Origin of the sequence: Buttiauxella sp. 3AFRM03 (assembly GCF_003675305.1) — a bacterium.
Lineage (GTDB): Bacteria > Pseudomonadota > Gammaproteobacteria > Enterobacterales > Enterobacteriaceae > Buttiauxella > Buttiauxella ferragutiae.
The window spans coordinates 748,864-767,835 of the sequence record NZ_CP033076.1; the positions used below are offsets into that span (position 1 = coordinate 748,864).

General features: G+C 50.7%; 18 protein-coding genes and 1 pseudogene. 8 read left to right on the plus strand and 11 right to left on the minus strand.

Annotated elements, in window-relative coordinates; genetic code table 11:
* Positions 1-16: 16 nt before the first annotated feature.
* The gene (gene edd, locus D8682_RS04770; protein WP_064545912.1) at positions 17-1,828 is read right to left on the minus strand and encodes a phosphogluconate dehydratase; all 1,812 of its coding nucleotides are present in this window, start codon (positions 1,826-1,828) and stop codon (positions 17-19) included.
* 377 nt (positions 1,829-2,205) lie between these two features.
* Complete coding sequence (gene zwf / locus D8682_RS04775; protein ID WP_064545910.1) at positions 2,206-3,681, minus strand: glucose-6-phosphate dehydrogenase; 1,476 nt, start codon at positions 3,679-3,681, stop codon at positions 2,206-2,208.
* Between the two features lie 359 nt (positions 3,682-4,040).
* Here zwf and D8682_RS04780 point away from each other — a divergent pair, with 359 nt between their 5' ends.
* Both D8682_RS04780 and pyk read left to right on the plus strand, forming a co-directional pair.
* Positions 4,041-4,910 (plus strand): MurR/RpiR family transcriptional regulator, encoded by an 870-nt coding sequence (locus D8682_RS04780; RefSeq protein WP_064545908.1) that lies wholly within the window; start codon positions 4,041-4,043, stop codon positions 4,908-4,910.
* Positions 4,911-5,103: 193 nt separating this feature from the next.
* Entirely contained in the window at positions 5,104-6,546 is a 1,443-nt protein-coding gene (pyk, locus tag D8682_RS04785) for a pyruvate kinase (RefSeq protein WP_064545906.1), read from the plus strand.
* Between the two features lie 41 nt (positions 6,547-6,587).
* Here pyk and lpxM read toward each other — a convergent pair whose 3' ends face one another.
* From lpxM to znuA, 3 genes are all read right to left on the minus strand, one after another.
* Positions 6,588-7,562 carry a lauroyl-Kdo(2)-lipid IV(A) myristoyltransferase gene (gene lpxM, locus D8682_RS04790; protein WP_064545904.1) on the minus strand — a complete coding sequence of 325 codons (975 nt, stop codon included), beginning with the start codon at positions 7,560-7,562 and terminating at the stop codon, positions 6,588-6,590.
* A 123-nt stretch (positions 7,563-7,685) separates the two neighbouring features.
* Positions 7,686-9,008, minus strand: coding sequence for a murein DD-endopeptidase MepM (mepM, locus tag D8682_RS04795; protein WP_074388553.1), 1,323 nt, complete (start codon positions 9,006-9,008; stop codon positions 7,686-7,688).
* A gap of 15 nt (positions 9,009-9,023) precedes the next feature.
* The gene (gene znuA / locus D8682_RS04800; protein ID WP_064545900.1) at positions 9,024-9,968 is read right to left on the minus strand and encodes a zinc ABC transporter substrate-binding protein ZnuA; all 945 of its coding nucleotides are present in this window, start codon (positions 9,966-9,968) and stop codon (positions 9,024-9,026) included.
* A gap of 79 nt (positions 9,969-10,047) precedes the next feature.
* Here znuA and znuC point away from each other — a divergent pair, with 79 nt between their 5' ends.
* Together znuC and znuB are read left to right on the plus strand one after the other, a co-directional pair.
* Entirely contained in the window at positions 10,048-10,803 is a 756-nt protein-coding gene (gene znuC, locus D8682_RS04805; protein WP_064545899.1) for a zinc ABC transporter ATP-binding protein ZnuC, read from the plus strand.
* A complete protein-coding gene (gene znuB / locus D8682_RS04810) occupies positions 10,800-11,585 on the plus strand; it encodes a zinc ABC transporter permease subunit ZnuB (RefSeq protein ID WP_064545898.1) in 786 nt (261 codons plus the stop codon). Before znuC ends, znuB begins: the two co-directional genes overlap by 4 nt.
* Positions 11,586-11,672: 87 nt before the next feature.
* Here znuB and ruvB read toward each other — a convergent pair whose 3' ends face one another.
* The 6 genes from ruvB to aspS form a co-directional block, all read right to left on the minus strand.
* Positions 11,673-12,680: a Holliday junction branch migration DNA helicase RuvB gene (gene ruvB / locus D8682_RS04815; protein WP_121813651.1), complete on the minus strand. Its 1,008-nt coding sequence runs from the start codon at positions 12,678-12,680 to the stop codon at positions 11,673-11,675.
* A 21-nt stretch (positions 12,681-12,701) separates the two neighbouring features.
* A complete protein-coding gene (ruvA, locus tag D8682_RS04820; protein ID WP_064545891.1) occupies positions 12,702-13,313 on the minus strand; it encodes a Holliday junction branch migration protein RuvA in 612 nt (203 codons plus the stop codon).
* A gap of 79 nt (positions 13,314-13,392) precedes the next feature.
* Positions 13,393-13,914 (minus strand): crossover junction endodeoxyribonuclease RuvC, encoded by a 522-nt coding sequence (gene ruvC / locus D8682_RS04825; RefSeq protein ID WP_064545890.1) that lies wholly within the window; start codon positions 13,912-13,914, stop codon positions 13,393-13,395.
* A gap of 43 nt (positions 13,915-13,957) precedes the next feature.
* Positions 13,958-14,701, minus strand: coding sequence for a YebC/PmpR family DNA-binding transcriptional regulator (locus tag D8682_RS04830; RefSeq protein ID WP_064545889.1), 744 nt, complete (start codon positions 14,699-14,701; stop codon positions 13,958-13,960).
* Between the two features lie 23 nt (positions 14,702-14,724).
* Positions 14,725-15,168, minus strand: coding sequence for a dihydroneopterin triphosphate diphosphatase (nudB, locus tag D8682_RS04835; RefSeq protein WP_064545887.1), 444 nt, complete (start codon positions 15,166-15,168; stop codon positions 14,725-14,727).
* The gene (gene aspS / locus D8682_RS04840) at positions 15,168-16,940 is read right to left on the minus strand and encodes an aspartate--tRNA ligase (protein WP_121813652.1); all 1,773 of its coding nucleotides are present in this window, start codon (positions 16,938-16,940) and stop codon (positions 15,168-15,170) included. The genes nudB and aspS overlap by 1 nt, the downstream gene beginning before the upstream one ends.
* A gap of 249 nt (positions 16,941-17,189) precedes the next feature.
* On the opposite strand from aspS, the gene D8682_RS04845 reads away from it, so the two are divergent.
* From D8682_RS04845 to D8682_RS04860, 4 genes and pseudogenes are all read left to right on the plus strand, one after another.
* Positions 17,190-17,756 (plus strand): hydrolase, encoded by a 567-nt coding sequence (locus D8682_RS04845; RefSeq protein ID WP_064545880.1) that lies wholly within the window; start codon positions 17,190-17,192, stop codon positions 17,754-17,756.
* Positions 17,753-17,848 (plus strand): annotated as a pseudogene (locus tag D8682_RS27095) (hypothetical protein); the annotation flags it as partial. The gene D8682_RS04845 and the pseudogene D8682_RS27095, both read left to right, overlap by 4 nt.
* A gap of 272 nt (positions 17,849-18,120) precedes the next feature.
* On the plus strand, positions 18,121-18,366 hold the full coding sequence (locus D8682_RS04855; protein WP_121813653.1) for a DinI-like family protein: 246 nt from the start codon (positions 18,121-18,123) through the stop codon (positions 18,364-18,366).
* Positions 18,359-18,622 carry a hypothetical protein gene (locus D8682_RS04860; protein ID WP_121813654.1) on the plus strand — a complete coding sequence of 88 codons (264 nt, stop codon included), beginning with the start codon at positions 18,359-18,361 and terminating at the stop codon, positions 18,620-18,622. Before D8682_RS04855 ends, D8682_RS04860 begins: the two co-directional genes overlap by 8 nt.
* Positions 18,623-18,972: the final 350 nt, after the last annotated feature.

Below are 18,972 nucleotides of genomic sequence, written 5' to 3' on the forward strand. Positions count from 1 at the left end.
TTGCTACATCTGGTCCTTAAAATTTAATGCAGGTCGCGCCCTGTTCCGCGCCAGATAACTGTTCGCGTAACGCGCTAAATAGTTCACGGCCGGTTCCAACGCGATCAGCGCTGAGGTCCGGGTGATATGCAGTGCGTTTTGCAAGCTCTGCATCATCGACCAGCAATGTCAGTTCACCCGTTTGACCATTGACGCGAATCATATCGCCATCACGGACTTTCGCCAGCAACCCACCATCATAGGCTTCTGGCGTAACATGGATTGCTGAGGGCACCTTACCTGATGCACCCGACAGTCGTCCATCAGTGACTAACGCAATTTTGAAACAGCGGTCCAATAATACCCCAAGTGGCGGCATAAGTTTATGTAATTCTGGCATGCCATTCGCTTTTGGCCCTTGATGGCGCACAACAACCACGCAGTCACGGTCCAGCAGACCTGCTTCAAACGCTGGCAAAACGTCATGCTGGCTTTCAAAGATGACGGCGGGAGCTTCGATAATTTGATTTTCCACGGGAACTGCAGAGGTTTTCATTACTGCACGGCCGAGGTTACCGCTAAGCACTTTGGTGCCGCCGTGTTTGGAGAATGGTTTTTCAAAGGTTGCAATGACATCGGTATCGAGTGCGGTTGTCGCACCTTCACGCCATGCAAGCTGCCCATTATCCAGCCATGGTTCCATGGTGTAGTGATGCAGGCCAAAGCCCGCAACAGTGTTCACGTCTTCATGCAGCAGGCCACCTTTGAGCAATTCGCGCATTAGCACTGGCACACCGCCCGCGGCCTGGAAGTGATTGATGTCCGCCGGGCCGTTCGGGTACAGGCGCGCCAGCAAAGGCACCACATCAGAAAGATCAGAGAAATCATCCCAGTTAATGATGATACCTGCTGCACGCGCCATCGCGACCAGGTGCATCGTATGGTTGGTAGAACCGCCGGTTGCCAACAACGCAACAATGCCATTGACCACTACTTTTTCGTCAATCATTTTACCGAGTGGCATCCACTCGTTGCCATTTCCTGTCAGGCGCGTTACCTGACGTGCCGCTGCTGCCGTTAGTTCATGGCGCAGAGGGGCATCCGGATGAACAAACGAAGAACCCGGGAGCTGCATCCCCATAAACTCAACCACCATTTGGTTGGTATTGGCGGTGCCGTAAAAAGTACAGGTGCCTGGCGCATGATAAGAAGCAGCTTCAGATTCCAGTAATGCCAGACGGTCAACTTTGCCTTCAGCATAAAGCTGGCGAATGCGTACTTTCTCTTTATTGGCCAAACCACTGGCCATTGGGCCTGACGGCACAAACACCGCTGGTAAATGGCCAAATGAGAGTGCAGCCATAGTCAAACCGGGGACAATTTTGTCGCATACGCCCAGGTACAGCGCGCCGTCGAACATGTTGTGGGACAGGCCGATAGCGGTGGACATCGCGATAATTTCGCGGCTCAGCAATGAAAGCTCCATGCCGTCCTGGCCCTGAGTCACGCCATCACACATCGCTGGCACACCACCTGCAACCTGCCCTACGGCACCAACAGAGTGCAACGCTTTACGAATCTGATCAGGGTAATACTCATAAGGTTGATGCGCGGAGAGCATGTCGTTGTAGGAGGTAATGATCGCAATGTTGTTACGCAGCATACTTTTCAGCGAAGCTTTATCTTCCGGCTGACAAGCAGCAAAACCGTGGGCCAGATTTCCGCACGCCAGCTCAGATCGGTGGACTGTGTTGGACTTCGCTTTTTCGATGCGAGCCAGATAAGTTTCACGGGTCTGGCGGGAACGTTCAACGATGCGCTTTGTTACGCGTAACAAAATTGGATTCATAAAAGATCCTCTTTAAAGTGGCTGCCGTCGCTTTGGGCAGGTGGTCGAGGTTACCGGCTCTTTTCTCTCAATGAGGCGGCAATCCGTACCATCGGGGCAAAATCGCTTCAGCTAGTGTAAATAAAAAAGCCCTGCTGGTGAATCCAGTCAGGGCTTTTATATTAAAAAATTTTCACCACTTTGGCGCCAGATCATGTTACCGGTAAAATACGAATCGTTTGTTACACGATTTTTACACAATGACACCGATTCCATCCGCTAAATCAGTCGAGTTGCAGGTAGACGGCAAATGACCGAATCCCCAGCAGCTTACATTAGTAAGTGACTGGGGTGAGCGAGTGCTGCCAACCCCCCTGCAACTTGAAGGATGACGGGGATTACTCAAATTCGTTCCATGAACGCCCATCACGGGTAATCATCGCCACCGATGCCACTGGTCCCCAGGTTCCGGCCTGATATGGCTTAGGTGCATCATTGTCCGCAGCCCATGCTTCAGTGATGGAGTCGACCCATTTCCACGCTTCTTCTACTTCGTCACGACGCACGAACAGTGCCTGAATACCACGCATGGTCTCCAGAAGCAGGCGCTCGTAAGCATCTGCCAGATGTGTTTCGTTAAAGGTTTCGGAGTAACTCAGATCCAGTTTGGTGGTTTGCAGGTTGTGCTTGTGATCAAGCCCTGGCACTTTGTTGAGCACCTGGATATCCACACCTTCGTCCGGTTGCAGACGGATGGTAAGTTTGTTTTGCGGCAAATCTTGCCAGGAATCTTTAAACAGGTTCAGTGCAGGGCTCTTGAAGTAAACCACGACCTCAGAGCATTTTGTCGGCAGACGTTTCCCGGTACGCAGGTAGAATGGCACGCCAGCCCAACGCCAGTTGTCGATATCCACACGGATAGCCACGAAGGTTTCAGTGCCGCTCGTTTTGTTGGCACCTTCTTCTTCCAGGTAACCCGGGACTTTTTTACCCTGTGCAAAGCCCGCCGTGTACTGGCCACGAACCGTTTTCTCGCGCACATTGCTACGGTCAATACGGCGCAGGGATTGCAGAACTTTCACTTTCTCGTCGCGGATATGGTCGGCAGTCAGATCGGATGGTGGTGACATGGCAATCATGCACAGGATTTGCAGCAGGTGGTTTTGAATCATGTCGCGCATTTGACCGGCCTGGTCAAAGTAACCCCAGCGCCCTTCAATCCCGACTTCTTCCGCTACGGTGATTTCCACATGATCGATAGTTTTGTTATCCCAGTTATTGGCAAACAGGGAGTTCGCAAAACGCAGCGCCAGCAGGTTCAGTACGGTTTCTTTACCTAAGTAGTGGTCAATACGGTAAACCTGGCACTCTTCAAAATACTCACCAACCTGATCGTTGATTTGCTGAGAAGTCACCAGTGAGGTGCCGAGTGGCTTTTCCATCACCACACGAGCAGGTTTAGCGTTAAGTTTCGCTTTACCCAATCCTTTGCAGATGGCACCAAAAGTACTTGGTGGCATCGCAAAGTAGTTAATCGTGACACGGTTTTGCTGATCGAGCATCTTACCGAGTTTGGTAAACGCCGCAGTATCGTTAACATCCAGGTTGCAAAAATCGAGACGGCTACTCAATTTGTCCCACAGGCTTTCGTCGATCTTTTCCTTCATAAAGGTTTCGATCGCTTCGCGTACCACTTTGGTATACGCCTCTTTATCCCAGTCTGCGCGGCCTACACCCAGGATGCGAGTGTCCGGGTGAATCTGCCCCGCCTTTTCCAACTGATACAGGGATGGCAGCAGTTTCCGACGCGCAAGGTCGCCTTTTGCACCGAAAATCACCAGGTCACATGCCTGAGCTGTCTGCGTTACCGCCATGTCTATTCTCCTCGTTTCGGATGTCCGGGGGATTCACCGGCCCGTTTGTAATTTTATTACAGAATAATGTACTGCTTTTAGTGAATTCAGGTAAACCTTTGCCCATTATCAGATCACATTCATGGGCAACATTTGCCCGTCAGTGCCACTTTTAGCGATGTGCCGTGGAATTTTCTGACGATTTATTGTTGATGTATATCATGTCTAAAGTTAGACGCTGATCATGTAATGAAAAAAAACAACATCATTACACCCATTCTCCCGCCCAATCGCTGATGGGCAAGCGTATATTCTTGCTAAATCGTGTCGCGATTTCTCCTGTTAGTGAAATCGACAAAATCCATGAGTGCCGGACACCTATGAATATGCTGGACAAAATCCAGTCCCAACTGGAACACCTTAGCAAATCAGAACGTAAAGTCGCAGAAGTGATTCTTACCGCACCGCAAGATGCCATTCACTCAAGCATTGCTACCCTCGCCCGCAGCGCTGACGTTAGCGAACCGACAGTCAACCGCTTTTGCCGCCGTCTTGAAACCAAAGGCTTCCCGGATTTTAAATTACATTTAGCGCAAAGTCTGGCGAATGGCACTCCTTATGTAAACCGGAATGTTGACGAAGATGACAGTGTAGAAGCTTATACCGGCAAAATCTTTGAATCAGCGATGGCAAGTCTTGACCAGGTCAGGCAATCACTGGATATGGCTGCCGTTAATCGCGCTGTAGATTTACTCACGCAGGCGAAGAAAATTGCCTTCTTTGGTTTGGGTTCCTCGGCCGCGGTCGCACATGATGCGATGAACAAATTCTTCCGTTTTAACGTGCCAGTTATCTATTCTGATGATGTGGTGTTACAGCGTATGAGCTGCATGAATTGCAGTGAAGAAGATGTTGTCGTGCTTATCTCGCATACCGGACGCACCAAAAACCTCGTTGAACTGGCGCAATTAGCGCGTGAAAACGACGCCATTGTGCTGGCCATTACCTCTGAAGGCTCACCACTGGCTCGCGAAGCCACCCTCTCTTTACTGCTGGACGTGCCAGAAGATACCGACATTTATATGCCTATGGTTTCTCGCCTCGCGCAATTAACGGTGATTGATGTACTGGCAACCGGTTTTACTTTACGTCGTGGCGCGAAATTCAGAGATAACTTGAAGCGAGTCAAAGAAGCGCTCAAAGAATCGCGTTTTGATAAGGAGCTATTCGTTTCTGGCGATAGCCAGTAAAACAAAATTAGTCTGCTTAAATCGTTTGAGTTGCAGCCAGCACCCCCGCAGCTCGAAGTAAGACAGATATAACAAAGCTGTAACTTTTTAGGTCATTCGGTTAAGTTGTTACATTGCGTTTTTCAACGCATTCCGATTTACCGAATCTTTTGTTAACACAACACCAAAGTTGTTTCAGTCAACGGAGTAATACATGTCCAGACGGCTACGTAGAACCAAAATCGTTACCACTTTAGGCCCGGCAACCGATCGCGACAATAATCTGGAAAAGATTATCGCAGCCGGCGCAAACGTGGTGCGTATGAACTTCTCCCACGGTACTGCAGAAGATCATCAGATCCGTGCTGATAAAGTTCGTGAAATTGCCGCGAAACTGGGTCGTCATGTCGCTATTCTGGGCGATTTGCAAGGGCCAAAAATTCGTGTCTCTACCTTTAAAGAAGGTAAAGTTTTCCTCAATATCGGCGACAAATTCTTACTGGATGCCAACCTGGGTAAAGGTGAAGGCGATAAAGAAAAAGTCGGTATCGATTATAAAGGTCTGCCCGCTGACGTGGTCACCGGTGACATCCTGCTGCTCGATGATGGCCGTGTTCAGCTAAAAGTACTCGAAGTTCAGGGTATGAAAGTGTTCACCGAAGTCACCGTAGGCGGCCCGCTGTCGAATAATAAAGGCATCAACAAACTGGGTGGCGGCCTGTCAGCCGAAGCGCTGACCGATAAAGACAAAGCTGACATCATCACTGCAGCGAAAATCGGTGTCGATTATCTGGCGGTTTCTTTCCCACGTTGTGGTGAAGATCTGAACTACGCTCGCCGCCTGGCGCGCGAAGCAGGCTGTGACGCGAAGATTGTCGCAAAAGTTGAGCGTGCTGAAGCGGTATGCGACGAAGCGGCAATGGATGACGTTATCCTGGCTTCTGACGTGGTTATGGTTGCCCGTGGCGACCTGGGCGTTGAAATCGGTGACCCTGAGCTGGTCGGTATTCAGAAAACCCTGATTCGCCGCGCACGTAAACTGAACCGTGCGGTGATCACTGCGACTCAGATGATGGAGTCAATGATTACCAACCCAATGCCAACTCGTGCCGAAGTCATGGACGTGGCGAACGCCGTTCTTGATGGTACCGATGCGGTGATGCTTTCTGCAGAAACCGCTGCGGGTCAATACCCGGCTGAAACGGTTGCTGCAATGGCGCGTGTTTGCCTGGGTGCAGAAAAAATCCCAAGCATCAACGTCTCTAAACACCGTCTGGACGTGCAGTTCGACAACGTTGAAGAAGCGATTGCGATGTCGGCAATGTATGCGGCAAACCACCTTAAAGGTGTTACCGCCATCATCACCATGACCGAATCAGGCCGCACCGCGCTGATGACTTCCCGTATCAGCTCTGGTTTGCCAATTTTCGCCATGTCCCGTCATGAGCGTACGCTGAACCTCACCTCTTTGTACCGTGGTGTGACGCCAGTACATTTCGATAGCCCAAGCGACGGTGTTGCTGCTGCAAATGATGCAGTGAATTTGCTGCGTGACAAAGGCTACCTGATTTCCGGTGATTTGGTTATCGTGACCCAGGGCGACGTGATGAGTACCATTGGTACCACCAACACGACGCGCATTCTGTGCGTTGAGTAATTCAATCGCTGTATGACAAAGGGGCCAAATTGGCCCTTTTCTTATTTCTTCGGATATAACTCTTTGCGGCGGTAGGGTTCTGTTTCCCCTTCCTTGCGGGTTTTGAGCAATTTTAAAATCCAGGTGTATTGTTCAAGATTCGGCCCCACCAGAATTTCGACTTCTTCATTCATTCGGCGAGCAATGGTGTTGTCATCCGCATCAACTAAATCGTCCATCGGAGGACGAATATGAATATCTAAGCGGTGAGTTTTGCTGTTGTACACCGGGAACAATGGCACAACGCGCGCACGTGCTACTTTCATCAAGCGGCCAATTGCCGGTAATGTCGCTTTATAGGTGCCGAAGAAATCGACGAACTCACTATGCTCAGCACCGTGGTCCTGGTCAGGCAAATAATATCCCCAATACCCCTGACGCACAGAGCTGATAAACGGTTTAATCCCGTCATTACGCGCATGTAACCGGCCACCGAAACGGCGGCGCACGGTATTCCACATGTAGTCAAATAATGGGTTACCCTGGTTATGGAACATGGCGGCCATTTTTTGCCCCTGCGACGCCAACAACATCGCCGGTATATCCACGCCCCATCCGTGCGGCACCAGGAAAATCACATTTTCTTCCCGCTGCTTTAACTCGTCGATAATCTCTTTGCCATGCCAGTCAACACGCTGCATGACCTTTTGCGGGTCCTTGATCGCCAACTCAGCCATCATCACCATCGCTTGAGGAGCAGTAGCAAACATCTCGTCGATGACAGCTTCGCGTGAGGCTTCCGGCATCTCCGGGAAGCAATACAGCAAGTTAATTTGTGCGCGACGGCGGGCACTTTTACCAAAGCGCCCGGCTATACGCCCAACTTTACCCAGCAGAGGATCGCGTATTGACGGCGGTAACATCGCAATACCAGCGAAAGCGCCAACGCCTAGCCAGGCGCCCCAAAATTTCGGGTGCAAGAAGGCCTTTTGAAATTCAGGAATGAACTCACTGTGACTTTTTTTAGTTTTTTCCATTCATATTCTCAGTACAGCATCAAATCATTGATGACATGAATTTATCAGTATCTTAGCGGGGTAATGCCTTTCAGACAAAGAAAAAGCCGGTTACTGGGAACCGGCTTTATTCACAGCACTGGATTAATTGAAACTGAGCTGTGGAGTGACTTCACGAACCTGAGCCAGATATTCGTTACGATCGGAGCCTGTCAGCCCTTCGGTACGTGGCAGTTTCGCGGTCAACGGATTCACCGCTTGTTGGTTAACCCACACTTCATAATGCAAATGCGGCCCCGTAGAGCGCCCGGTATTGCCTGACAGTGCTACACGATCGCCGCGTTTCACTTTCTGACCTGGCTTCACTAACAGTTTCTTCAAGTGCATGTAGCGGGTGGTATATGAACGCCCGTGGCGAATAGCCACGAAGTAACCTGCCGCACCGCTACGTTTTGCCATCACCACTTCACCATCACCGACAGCCAACACTGGCGTACCTTGCGGCATCGCAAAGTCGACACCTTTGTGCGGCGCAACACGACCGGTGACCGGGTTAAGGCGACGAGGATTAAAGTTTGACGAAATACGGAACTGTTTAGCCGTCGGGAAGCGCATAAAGCCTTTCGCAAGACCCGAACCGCTTCTGTCGTAGAACTTGCCGTCTTCTGCACGAATGGCGTAATAATCTTTACCGCCACTGCGTAGACGCACGCCAACCAAACGGCTTTGCTCACGTTTGCCTTCGAGCATTTCGCGAGACATTAACACCGCGAACTGATCGCCTTTCTTCACTTTGCGGAAGTCCATTTGCCACTGCATGGCCTTGATAACTCCGCTGATTTCAGCGCTGGTTAATCCAGCATCTTTCGCGCTGCTGACAAAACTACTGCCTACCGTGCCTTTCAAAACATTGTTAACCCATTCGCCTTGCTGCATTTCGCTGCTGAGCTTAAAGGCCGTACCTGAACGGTCGTAGGTGCGTGTTTCACGGCGCGACATTTCCCAGGTCAGGCGTTGTAACTCGCCATCAGCATTTAACGTCCAGGAAAGTTGTTGACCGATTTTCAGGTTACGCAGATCTTTATCAACCGCGGCAAGCTGGCTGATATCACCCATATCAATTCCGTACTGGTTCAGGATGCTGCTAAGCGTATCCCCGGTAGACACGACATACTCATGAACCCCAGCTTCACCGGCGGTTTTATCATCCAGTTCATCTTGCGGAATGGTGTCGTCTTCAGCGTCTGGAGACTGGTCTAAAGGTTCACTGGCCTCAGGAAGCAACGAACGGATCTCGTTTTTCTCAAGCTCAATGGTTTTGATAACAGGGCTGGCTTCAGGATGATAGACGTACGGTCGCCAAACAGCGACCGCAAGTGTAAGAACTGTAAGCGACCCCAGCATAACGCGGTGGGGCCGGGACAAATTGTCGAATGCCAGGGCGACAGAGCGGGCTATCTGTTGCACGTATTCACTTCCTCGTTAATCTCCTTTCAGGCAGCTCGCATACTGGTTCGCAAGCCCGTTCAAAAACTGCATATAGCTGTCTTTGCCGAGCTTAACCTCAATCCCCAGTGGGTCCAGCGTTCCGGAACGGACGTTAGTACCACGGGCTACGGCATTGATCACGGCCGGCCTGAATTGTGGTTCAGCAAATACGCACACGGCTTTTTGCTCAACCAACTGTGTTCTGATGTCATGTAAACGCTGCGCACCGGGCTGGATTTCAGGGTTCACGGTAAAATGACCAAGAGGTGTTAGACCGTAGTGTTTTTCAAAGTAGCCATAAGCGTCGTGAAAAACGAAATACCCTTCACCTTTGAGCGGTGCGAGCACGTTAGCCACTTGCTTGTCGATGTTGGCTAATCCTAACTCGAAAGATTGCAAGTTGGCGTCAAGTTTGGCTCTATTTTGGGGCATAAGTTCCACTAATTTATCGTGGATTGCAACCGCCGACAGCCGCGCTACCTCTGGTGAAAGCCAAATATGCATGTTGTATTCACCATGATGGTGATCTACATCACTATTTTCGGCTGAATTGTCATGTCCTTCATGACCATGGTCGTCGTCGTCACCGCCTTTCATGAGCAACGGTTTCACACCCGGCAATACAGCCAATTGCACTTGTTTTTGTTCAGCTAATTGATTAACCGACTTCTGCATGAAGGCTTCCATTTCTGGGCCAACCCACACCACTAAGTCCGCGCTTTGTAAGCGTTTTACATCCGATGGGCGAAGTGCATAATCATGCTCAGAAGCGCCATCTGGCAGTAAAACCTCTGTCGGTGTCACGCCGTCAGCGATCGCTGCGGCAATAAAACCTAATGGCTTGATAGAGGCAACCACGGCGGCCTGTGCGGGCACGGCTGCGGTAGCCATAAAAGCAGTTGTTAAAGCTGCGCAAAGAAATGAGTTTTTATGTAACATAATGCGACTTATCATCGTTATGAATCAGAGATGTGTGATATTATAACATTCGCTAACTTCTGCAACCCCTGAAATTGTCATGACAAATCTGGTATCACTGGAAAATATTTCTGTTTCTTTCGGACAACGCCGTGTGCTGTCTGATATTTCACTCGACCTCAAGCCTGGCCGAATTTTGACGCTGCTCGGGCCAAATGGCGCTGGAAAATCAACGCTGGTGCGTGTGGTTCTTGGGCTGGTAGCACCTGACGAAGGAGTTATCAAGCGCGACCGCGACCTGCGTATTGGCTATGTGCCGCAAAAACTGCATCTGGATGCCACCCTGCCGCTTACGGTAAGTCGTTTTATGCGCCTGCGCCCTGGCGTGAAAAAAGCGGATATTCTGCCAGCGCTTAAACGCGTTCAAGCCGCTCATCTGATTGAAGCCCCGATGCAAAAGCTTTCCGGCGGTGAAAACCAACGCGTCCTGTTGGCACGCGCGCTGCTCAATCAACCGCAATTGCTGGTGCTTGATGAGCCTACGCAAGGTGTTGATGTAAATGGCCAATTGGCACTGTATAACCTGATTGATCAACTGCGCCACGAATTGGATTGTGCGGTGTTGATGGTTTCCCACGACCTGCATCTAGTGATGGCAAAAACTGATGATGTGCTGTGCCTTAACCACCACATTTGCTGCTCCGGTACGCCAGAAGTGGTGTCGATGCACCCGGAATTCATTTCGATGTTCGGCCAGCGTGGTGCGGAGCAGTTAGGCATTTATCGTCACCACCATAATCACCGTCACGATCTTACCGGACGTATCGTTCTGCGCAGAGGGAATGGCCAGTCATGATTGAATTGTTGTTACCCGGCTGGCTTGCCGGGATCCTGCTGGCGTGCGCTGCTGGCCCGCTTGGCTCGTTTGTTGTCTGGCGTAGAATGTCTTACTTTGGCGATACGCTTGCCCACGCTTCTTTATTAGGCGTTGCATTTGGTCTGCTGCTCAATGTAAATCCGTTTTATGCGGTGATTGCTGTGACGTTAATGTTGGCTTTCGGCCTGGTCTGGCTCGAGAAACGCCCACATCTGGCATTAGATACCCTCTTAGGTATCCTGGCACACAGTGCTTTGTCGCTGGGTCTGGTGGTCGTGAGTTTGATGTCTAACGTCCGTGTCGATTTGATGGCCTATCTGTTTGGTGACCTGCTTTCAGTCACCATGCCAGACATTATCTCAATTGCGTTGGGCGTTGCGGTGGTCGTCGGCGTTCTGCTTTGGCAATGGCGCAACTTGTTGTCGATGACTATTAGCCCGGATCTCGCCCATGTAGATGGGGTTAACCTGCAACGAGTGAAGATGCTGTTGATGCTGGTGACAGCCCTGACGATTGGCGTTGCAATGAAATTTGTTGGTGCACTGATTATCACTTCGCTGCTGATTATTCCTGCGGCAACCGCACGTCGTTTTGCGCGCACGCCTGAGCAGATGGCAGGTTTCGCGGTGATTATCGGTATGCTTTCCGTGACGGGTGGGCTGACGTTCTCAGCATTCTATGACACGCCCGCAGGGCCATCAGTGGTATTGAGTTCGGCGGTGTTGTTTGTGCTGAGTATGGCGAAGAAACAAGCGGCATAAAACAGTGTTGGATGGCGCATTCGCTGTTCCAACCAACAAAACTGTAAGGCGGATGAGCGCAAGTGCCATCCGCCTTTTTATTTCTTGTTAGGCGTCTGGTGGCACAATCCCAAAATGAGTCCAGGCTCTTGGCGTTGCCATTCGCCCGCGCGGCGTACGTTGCAAGAAGCCCTGCTGAATCAGGAAGGGTTCCAGTACATCTTCAATCGTTTCCCGTTCCTCACCAATTGCTGCCGCGAGGTTGTCCAGCCCGACCGGGCCGCCAAGGAATTTGTCTATTACCGCTAACAATAGCTTGCGGTCCATATAGTCAAAGCCTTCGGTATCAACATTCAGCATATCCAGCGCTTGCGACGCAATGTCACCATTAATGGTGCCATCGTGCCGTACTTCCGAAAAGTCACGTACACGACGCAATAAACGGTTAGCAATACGCGGTGTACCACGCGCACGACGCGCCACTTCCAGCGCGCCCTCTTCGCTCATCTCAAGCCCCAGCACGCTGGCACTGCGGCCAACAATGTGCTGCAAATCGGCAACCTGATAAAACTCGAGGCGCTGCACAATGCCGAAACGGTCACGTAATGGCGAAGTCAAAGAACCCGCTCGAGTTGTCGCGCCAATCAGGGTAAACGGGGGTAAATCAATTTTGATTGAACGCGCCGCCGGACCTTCACCAATCATAATATCGAGCTGGTAATCTTCCATCGCCGGATACAGTACTTCTTCAACAACCGGTGAAAGGCGGTGGATTTCATCAATGAACAAAACATCATGCGGTTCGAGGTTGGTCAGCATCGCTGCCAGGTCACCTGCCTTTTCCAGTACGGGGCCGGAAGTGGTTCGCAGGTTAACGCCCATCTCGTTGGCAACAATATTAGCCAGCGTGGTTTTACCCAAACCTGGTGGGCCGAAAATTAACAGATGATCAAGCGCATCCCCACGCAGTTTTGCCGCCTGGATGAAGATCTCCATTTGCGATGTAACCTGCGGCTGGCCGACGTAATCCGCCAGAAAACGCGGGCGAATGGCTCGGTCAATTAACTCATCAGGGGTGATGGTGTCTGGCGATACCAGACGGTCTGCTTCAATCATCCTTCATCTACCTCAGGGGCTTCAAAGTGCTGCGCGGAGTGCTTCGCGGATCAGCGTTTCACAATCAGCACCGGCACGCCCTACTTTGCTAATCATACGGCTGGCTTCTTGTGGTTTATAGCCCAGTGATACTAGTGCCGCAACCGCTTCTGCTTCTGCGTCGTCAGCCACGCCACTTTCCGGAGCGGTCAGCACCAGATCAGACGCCGGAGTAAACAGGTCGCCGTGCATACCTTTGAAGCGGTCTTTCATTTCAACAATCAAGCGCTCAGCGGTCTTTTTACCTACGCCTGGCAATTTGACCAATGAACCAATTTCTTCACGCTCTACGGCATTCACAAATTGTTGTGCAGACATACCGGAGAGGATGGCCAGCGCCAGCTTAGGGCCAACGCCATTCACTTTGATGAGCTCACGGAACAAGGTACGTTCTTGTTTGTTGTTGAAACCGTAGAGCAACTGCGCGTCTTCACGCACCACGAACTGAGTGAATACCACCGCTTCTTTACCGATATCCGGTAATTCGTAGAAGCAAGTCATCGGCATGTGGACTTCATACCCTACGCCACCGACTTCCATAAGTACCAGCGGCGGTTGTTTTTCAAGGATGATGCCTCTGAGTCGACCAATCACGATATGCTCCTGCGTTTAGCGTTTGTGCCAAAAATTTTGCTTATCATATTAAAAAGGCTGGATAGATATCCAGCCTTATTTATTTTAATCGTCCCCGTGCCAGATTAAGCCGTGTATCACTCATCTGCATCGAGTTCTGCGTCACATGGCAATGCGTAATGGCAATTGCCAGTGCATCGGCCGCATCCGCTTGTGGGTTAGCAGAGAGTTTGAGCAAAGTGCGTACCATATGCTGCACCTGGCTTTTCTCCGCACTGCCGATACCCACTACCGTCTGTTTTACCTGACGGGCGGCATATTCAAACACCGGAAGCTCATGGTTTACCGCCGCAACAATCGCAGCACCTCGTGCCTGTCCGAGCTTTAAAGCAGAGTCGGCATTCTTCGCCATAAACACTGATTCAATAGCGAAATACTCTGGCTGGAACTGGGTAATGATTTCGCTCACCCCCGCGTAGATGAGTTTCAAACGCGAGGGTAAGTCGGTCACCTGAGTACGAATACAGCCGCTGCCTAAATAGGTTAGCTGCCGGCCAGTCTGGCGTATAACGCCATAACCGGTAACGCGTGACCCTGGGTCGATGCCGAGAATAATCGCCATCACGCGTCCCTCATAAACAGGTGTAAGGTTTCAGACAACACCATTACAGGGTTGCCGCAACCTCGTCAGAGATCTCACCGTTGTGATAAACCTCTTGCACGTCATCGCAGTCTTCCAACATATCGATAAGGCGCATCAGTTTCGGTGCGGTTTCTGCATCCATATCCGCTTTAGTGGATGGGATCATAGAAACTTCGGCTTCATCAGCTTTCAGACCTGCTGCTTCCAGTGCGTCGCGGACAGCGCCCATGTCTTCCCAGGCGGTGAACACGTCGATAGCACCGTCGTCATAAGAAACGACGTCTTCGGCACCCGCTTCAAGCGCGGCTTCCATTACGGTGTCTTCATCTTTGCCAGGAGCATAAGAGATAACGCCTTTTTTGGTGAACAGATAGGCTACGGAGCCGTCAGTTCCCAGGTTACCACCGCATTTGTTGAACGCGTGGCGTACTTCTGCCACGGTACGGTTACGGTTGTCACTCAGGCATTCAACCATTACAGCTGAACCGCCAGGACCGTAACCTTCATAAATGATGGTTTCCATGTTCGCGTCTTCATCGCCGCCCACACCACGTGCAATCGCGCGGTTTAAGGTGTCACGCGTCATGTTGTTAGACAACGCTTTATCAATCGCTGCACGCAAACGCGGGTTAGAACCCGGATCACCACCGCCCAAACGGGCCGCTGTCACCAGCTCACGGATAATTTTGGTGAAAATTTTACCGCGTTTGGAATCCTGCGCAGCTTTGCGGTGCTTTGTGTTGGCCCATTTACTATGACCTGCCATAACTATCTCCAAAAGCGCCTTTTTCAGGCGGCATTAATTACAAACTCTTCAATCGCTTGCCGGTTGCTCCACGACTTTGTCATAGCCGCCGCAGCATGTGCGTCCGTCCATTCCCAGGCCAGATGTTCCGAAATGGTTATCTGGCGTTCGTGAGGCAGCGCAAGGCAGAACCAATATTCCGTATTGCGCGTAATTCCCGGAGCATAGCGATGACGCAAATGTGTAAAAATTTCAAACTCCACACAGCGTTGGCAGTCAATCAAAGCCAGTTGTTCTGAAACAACGTCGATATCAACCTCTTCCTTTACTTCACGCTGTGCGGCATGCAGCGCAATTTCCCCTTCTTCCAGGCTGCCGGTAACCGACTGCCAGAAATCAGGATCATCGCGCCGCTGTAGCATCAGCACCCGCCCGGTGTCTTGTGCAAAAATCACCACTAATACCGAAACGGGATGCTTATAGCCCATTATTCTTTCTCAGCCTTTTTAATCACCGCGACACCCAGTTCAGCCAGCGCTGTTGGGTTGGCGAAGCTTGGGGCTTCAGTCATCAGACACGCTGCTGCGGTGGTTTTCGGGAACGCGATAACATCACGGATGTTGTCGGTGCCAGTCAACAGCATGGTCAGGCGATCCAGACCAAATGCCAGGCCTGCGTGCGGTGGTGTACCGTATTTCAGGGCATCGAGCAGGAAGCCGAACTTCTCGCGCTGGTCTTCTTCAGCAATACCCAGAATGCCGAACACGGTCTGCTGCATCTGGCCGTTGTGGATACGCACGGAACCGCCGCCCACTTCGTAACCGTTAATCACCATGTCGTATGCGTTCGCAACAGCAGCTTCCGGATCTGCCGCCAGTTGCTCTGGGGACATATCTTTTGGTGCAGTGAACGGGTGATGCATCGCGGTCAAGCCGCCTTCGCCATTGTCTTCAAACATTGGGAAGTCAATAACCCACAGCGGTGCCCAGGCTTTATCATCGGTGATACTCAGATCTTTACCGATTTTCAGACGCAGTGCGCCAAGCGCGTCAGCAACCACTTTCTTATTGTCCGCACCGAAGAAAATCATATCGCCATCTTGCGCACCGGTACGGGCCAGAATAGCTTCAACGATTTCTGCGTTCAGGAATTTAGCGACCGGGCTGGTGATCCCCTCGATGCCTTTAGCACGCTCGGTCACTTTGATGTAAGCCAGACCTTTCGCGCCGTAAATCTCAATGAACTTGCCGTAATCGTCAATCTGTTTACGGCTTAACTGTGCGCCACCTGGCACTCGCAGTGCTGCAACGCGGCCTTTAGCATCATTTGCCGGGCCGGCGAACACTTTAAACTCAACGTCTTTAAGCAGGTCAGCAACGTCCACCAGCTCCATCGGGTTACGCAGGTCTGGTTTATCAGAACCGTAACGACGCTCAGCTTCAGCGAAAGTCATGATTGGGAAATCGCCCAGGTCGACGTTTTTCACATCTAACCACAGTTCACGCACCAGTTTTTCCATCACTTCACGCACTTGCGGAGCAGACATGAAGGAGGTTTCAACGTCGATCTGAGTAAATTCAGGCTGACGGTCAGCACGCAAGTCTTCGTCACGGAAGCATTTAACGATTTGATAGTAACGGTCAAAGCCAGACATCATCAGCAGCTGTTTGAACAACTGTGGGGACTGCGGCAATGCGTAGAATTTACCTTTGTGAACACGGCTCGGCACCAGGTAGTCACGCGCGCCTTCTGGCGTGGCTTTGGTCAGCATTGGGGTTTCGATATCCAGGAAACCGTGGTCATCCATAAAACGGCGCACGAAACTGGTGATTTTCGCACGGGTTTTCAGGCGGTTCGCCATTTCAGGGCGGCGCAAATCCAGGTAACGGAATTTCAGACGCGCTTCTTCGGTGTTGACGTGGTTGGAGTCTAGCGGCAACGCTTCAGAGCGGTTGATAATGGTCAGGTCGGTAGCGAACACTTCCACCGCGCCGGTTGCCATATCTTTGTTGATGTTTTTTTCATCACGCGGGCGAACGGTGCCGGTGATTTGAATGCAGAACTCATTACGCAGTTCGGAAGCAAGCTGGAACGCGTCCTGACGGTCCGGGTCGAAAAACACCTGCACGATGCCTTCGCGATCGCGCATATCAATAAAGATAAGGCTACCGAGGTCACGACGACGATTGACCCAACCACACAGTGTTACTTGTTGTCCCACATGGGATTGATTGAGCTGCCCGCAATATACTGTACGCATGAGATATCCCTTAAATTAGCCGCTCACTGTGTGCAACCTGCACCGGTGGCCACTATTTTTGTATGTCAGATATAGTTGAAAAAAGGGGGCTATTATACTGGAAATATTGGCCCGCGATAAGAACTGACGCGTTTCAATGCGCCTTGTTTGGCCTATTCTCACAAAAATTAACAAAATTTGTAAACTGTCGAACATATGTTCCGTCGTAATGTGTTGCGAGATAATTCAATTTTGAACCGGAGTCACCGAATGTTAGAACTGAATACTTCCAAAACCGCACTGGTCGTTATTGATTTGCAGGAAGGCATTTTGCCATTTGCAGGCGGCCCGCACAGCGCACAGGATGTGGTGGCTCGTTCAGCCAGGCTGGCTGATAAATTCCGCGAGAATAACGCCCCGGTTATTATGGTGCGTGTTGGCTGGTCTAAAGACTTTGCCGAAGCACTCAAACAACCGGTTGATGCACAGGCAGGCGCTCATGCTTTGCCGGAAAACTGGTGGCTTTACCCGCAAGCACTGGGTAAAAAAGAGAGCGACATTGAAGTCACTAAACGCCAGTGGGGAGCCTTCTACGGCACCGATCTGGAGCTTCAGTTACGCCGTCGTGGCATCGACACCATCGTGCTATGTGGGATTTCCACCAACATCGGTGTGGAATCTACTGCCCGTAACGCATGGGAATTGGGCTTCAACCTGGTGATTGCTGAAGATGCGTGCAGTGCTGCAAACAGCGAACAACATCAAGGCAGCATGACGAATATCTTCCCGCGCATTGGGCGCGTACGCAGCACTGACGAAATCCTCGCTGCACTGTGATTTATATCGGCCTTCCCCAATGGTCGCACCCTAAATGGGGGCGTCTTGGTATAACTTCTCTGGAAGATTATGCTCGCCACTTCAATTGTGTGACGCGGGAATTTTAAAAATCACTAAAGAACGCCCAAGAGCATGTGTATTCTTTAGTTTAATCAGCACCTTAAAAGATTACATATATGAAATACAGTAAAGTTCATATGTGCAATAATGCCCCACGGATGCCCCAAAATAGTTCTTTTTGCCCCACCCATGCCCCACCCATGCCCCAAAATCTCTTCTGAAACACTGCACGCCCCACCGTTGACACTGTATAAAAAAACAGTATAAATACTGTCTACAATCACAGTAATTATTGGAGGATGCTATGTACGTTGAACTCGTTTATGACAAGCGCAATGTGGAAGGTTTACCCAGTGCGCAGGAAATTATTCTTGCGGAGCTAACGAAGCGGGTACACAACATCTTCCCGTCTGCCAGCGTGCGTGTTAAGCCAATGGTGGGTAACAGCTCGCTAAACAGTGATGCCAGCAAGAGCGAACGTGAAAAACTCAACCGCATGCTGGAAGAGATGTTTGAAGAGGCTGATATGTGGATGGTGTCAGATGAGTAAAGAATCTAACCTATCCAGCATCCCTGAACTGATAGAATTTGAAGTATCGCACTCAACGCTGACTCGCCAGGTGCTTGTACATAGCTCATACACCGACAATATGGCTGGCGTTCCCCACTGGCCGGTGACGGAGTTTCCCGACCAGTTTGTTTGCATTTCACGAGATCGAGCTCAAGCCCTCATCAGTGAATTGCAAAAAGCAGTAGCATACCTCGACGCGAGCATTGATGGTCGGCCTATGAAGCGTCGCCATTAACGCCCAAAGACCGCCGAGTTGTAAAACACTAAAAAGCACACTTTGATGTACGCAAAATAAAATGTGTGCTTTTTCTTTCTCCATTTTTTGCCCCACCTATGCCACATCACCGGCACATCGTCGACCTCTCCATTCCTGGCATCGTTGAGTACCCATACCCCATCAAATCCCTGGCACATAATCCAGATCATCACTGCTGTAGGCTCACATGCACCATTTTTCGCATTCCTCCCCCTGCGGATACCTGATGTCATATTTAATTTAAGACGAAATAAAGCCCATTCTCTTTTTGTGCTTTTTGTAGAATCGACCGCTGTGGTTTCTACTTTTCCCGTTTCATTAGCTATCAG

What these genes read in the sequence shown, in the direction of transcription:
- edd (WP_064545912.1), bottom strand. Translation starts at nt 1,828, where the DNA reads ATGAATCCAATTTTGTTACGCGTAACAAAGCGCATCGTTGAACGTTCC.
- zwf (WP_064545910.1), bottom strand. Translation starts at nt 3,681, where the DNA reads ATGGCGGTAACGCAGACAGCTCAGGCATGTGACCTGGTGATTTTCGGT.
- D8682_RS04780 (WP_064545908.1), top strand. Translation starts at nt 4,041, where the DNA reads ATGAATATGCTGGACAAAATCCAGTCCCAACTGGAACACCTTAGCAAA.
- pyk (WP_064545906.1), top strand. Translation starts at nt 5,104, where the DNA reads ATGTCCAGACGGCTACGTAGAACCAAAATCGTTACCACTTTAGGCCCG.
- lpxM (WP_064545904.1), bottom strand. Translation starts at nt 7,562, where the DNA reads ATGGAAAAAACTAAAAAAAGTCACAGTGAGTTCATTCCTGAATTTCAA.
- znuA (WP_064545900.1), bottom strand. Translation starts at nt 9,968, where the DNA reads ATGTTACATAAAAACTCATTTCTTTGCGCAGCTTTAACAACTGCTTTT.
- znuC (WP_064545899.1), top strand. Translation starts at nt 10,048, where the DNA reads ATGACAAATCTGGTATCACTGGAAAATATTTCTGTTTCTTTCGGACAA.
- znuB (WP_064545898.1), top strand. Translation starts at nt 10,800, where the DNA reads ATGATTGAATTGTTGTTACCCGGCTGGCTTGCCGGGATCCTGCTGGCG.
- ruvB (WP_121813651.1), bottom strand. Translation starts at nt 12,680, where the DNA reads ATGATTGAAGCAGACCGTCTGGTATCGCCAGACACCATCACCCCTGAT.
- ruvC (WP_064545890.1), bottom strand. Translation starts at nt 13,914, where the DNA reads ATGGCGATTATTCTCGGCATCGACCCAGGGTCACGCGTTACCGGTTAT.
- D8682_RS04830 (WP_064545889.1), bottom strand. Translation starts at nt 14,701, where the DNA reads ATGGCAGGTCATAGTAAATGGGCCAACACAAAGCACCGCAAAGCTGCG.
- nudB (WP_064545887.1), bottom strand. Translation starts at nt 15,168, where the DNA reads ATGGGCTATAAGCATCCCGTTTCGGTATTAGTGGTGATTTTTGCACAA.
- aspS (WP_121813652.1), bottom strand. Translation starts at nt 16,940, where the DNA reads ATGCGTACAGTATATTGCGGGCAGCTCAATCAATCCCATGTGGGACAA.
- D8682_RS04845 (WP_064545880.1), top strand. Translation starts at nt 17,190, where the DNA reads ATGTTAGAACTGAATACTTCCAAAACCGCACTGGTCGTTATTGATTTG.
- D8682_RS04855 (WP_121813653.1), top strand. Translation starts at nt 18,121, where the DNA reads ATGTACGTTGAACTCGTTTATGACAAGCGCAATGTGGAAGGTTTACCC.
- D8682_RS04860 (WP_121813654.1), top strand. Translation starts at nt 18,359, where the DNA reads ATGAGTAAAGAATCTAACCTATCCAGCATCCCTGAACTGATAGAATTT.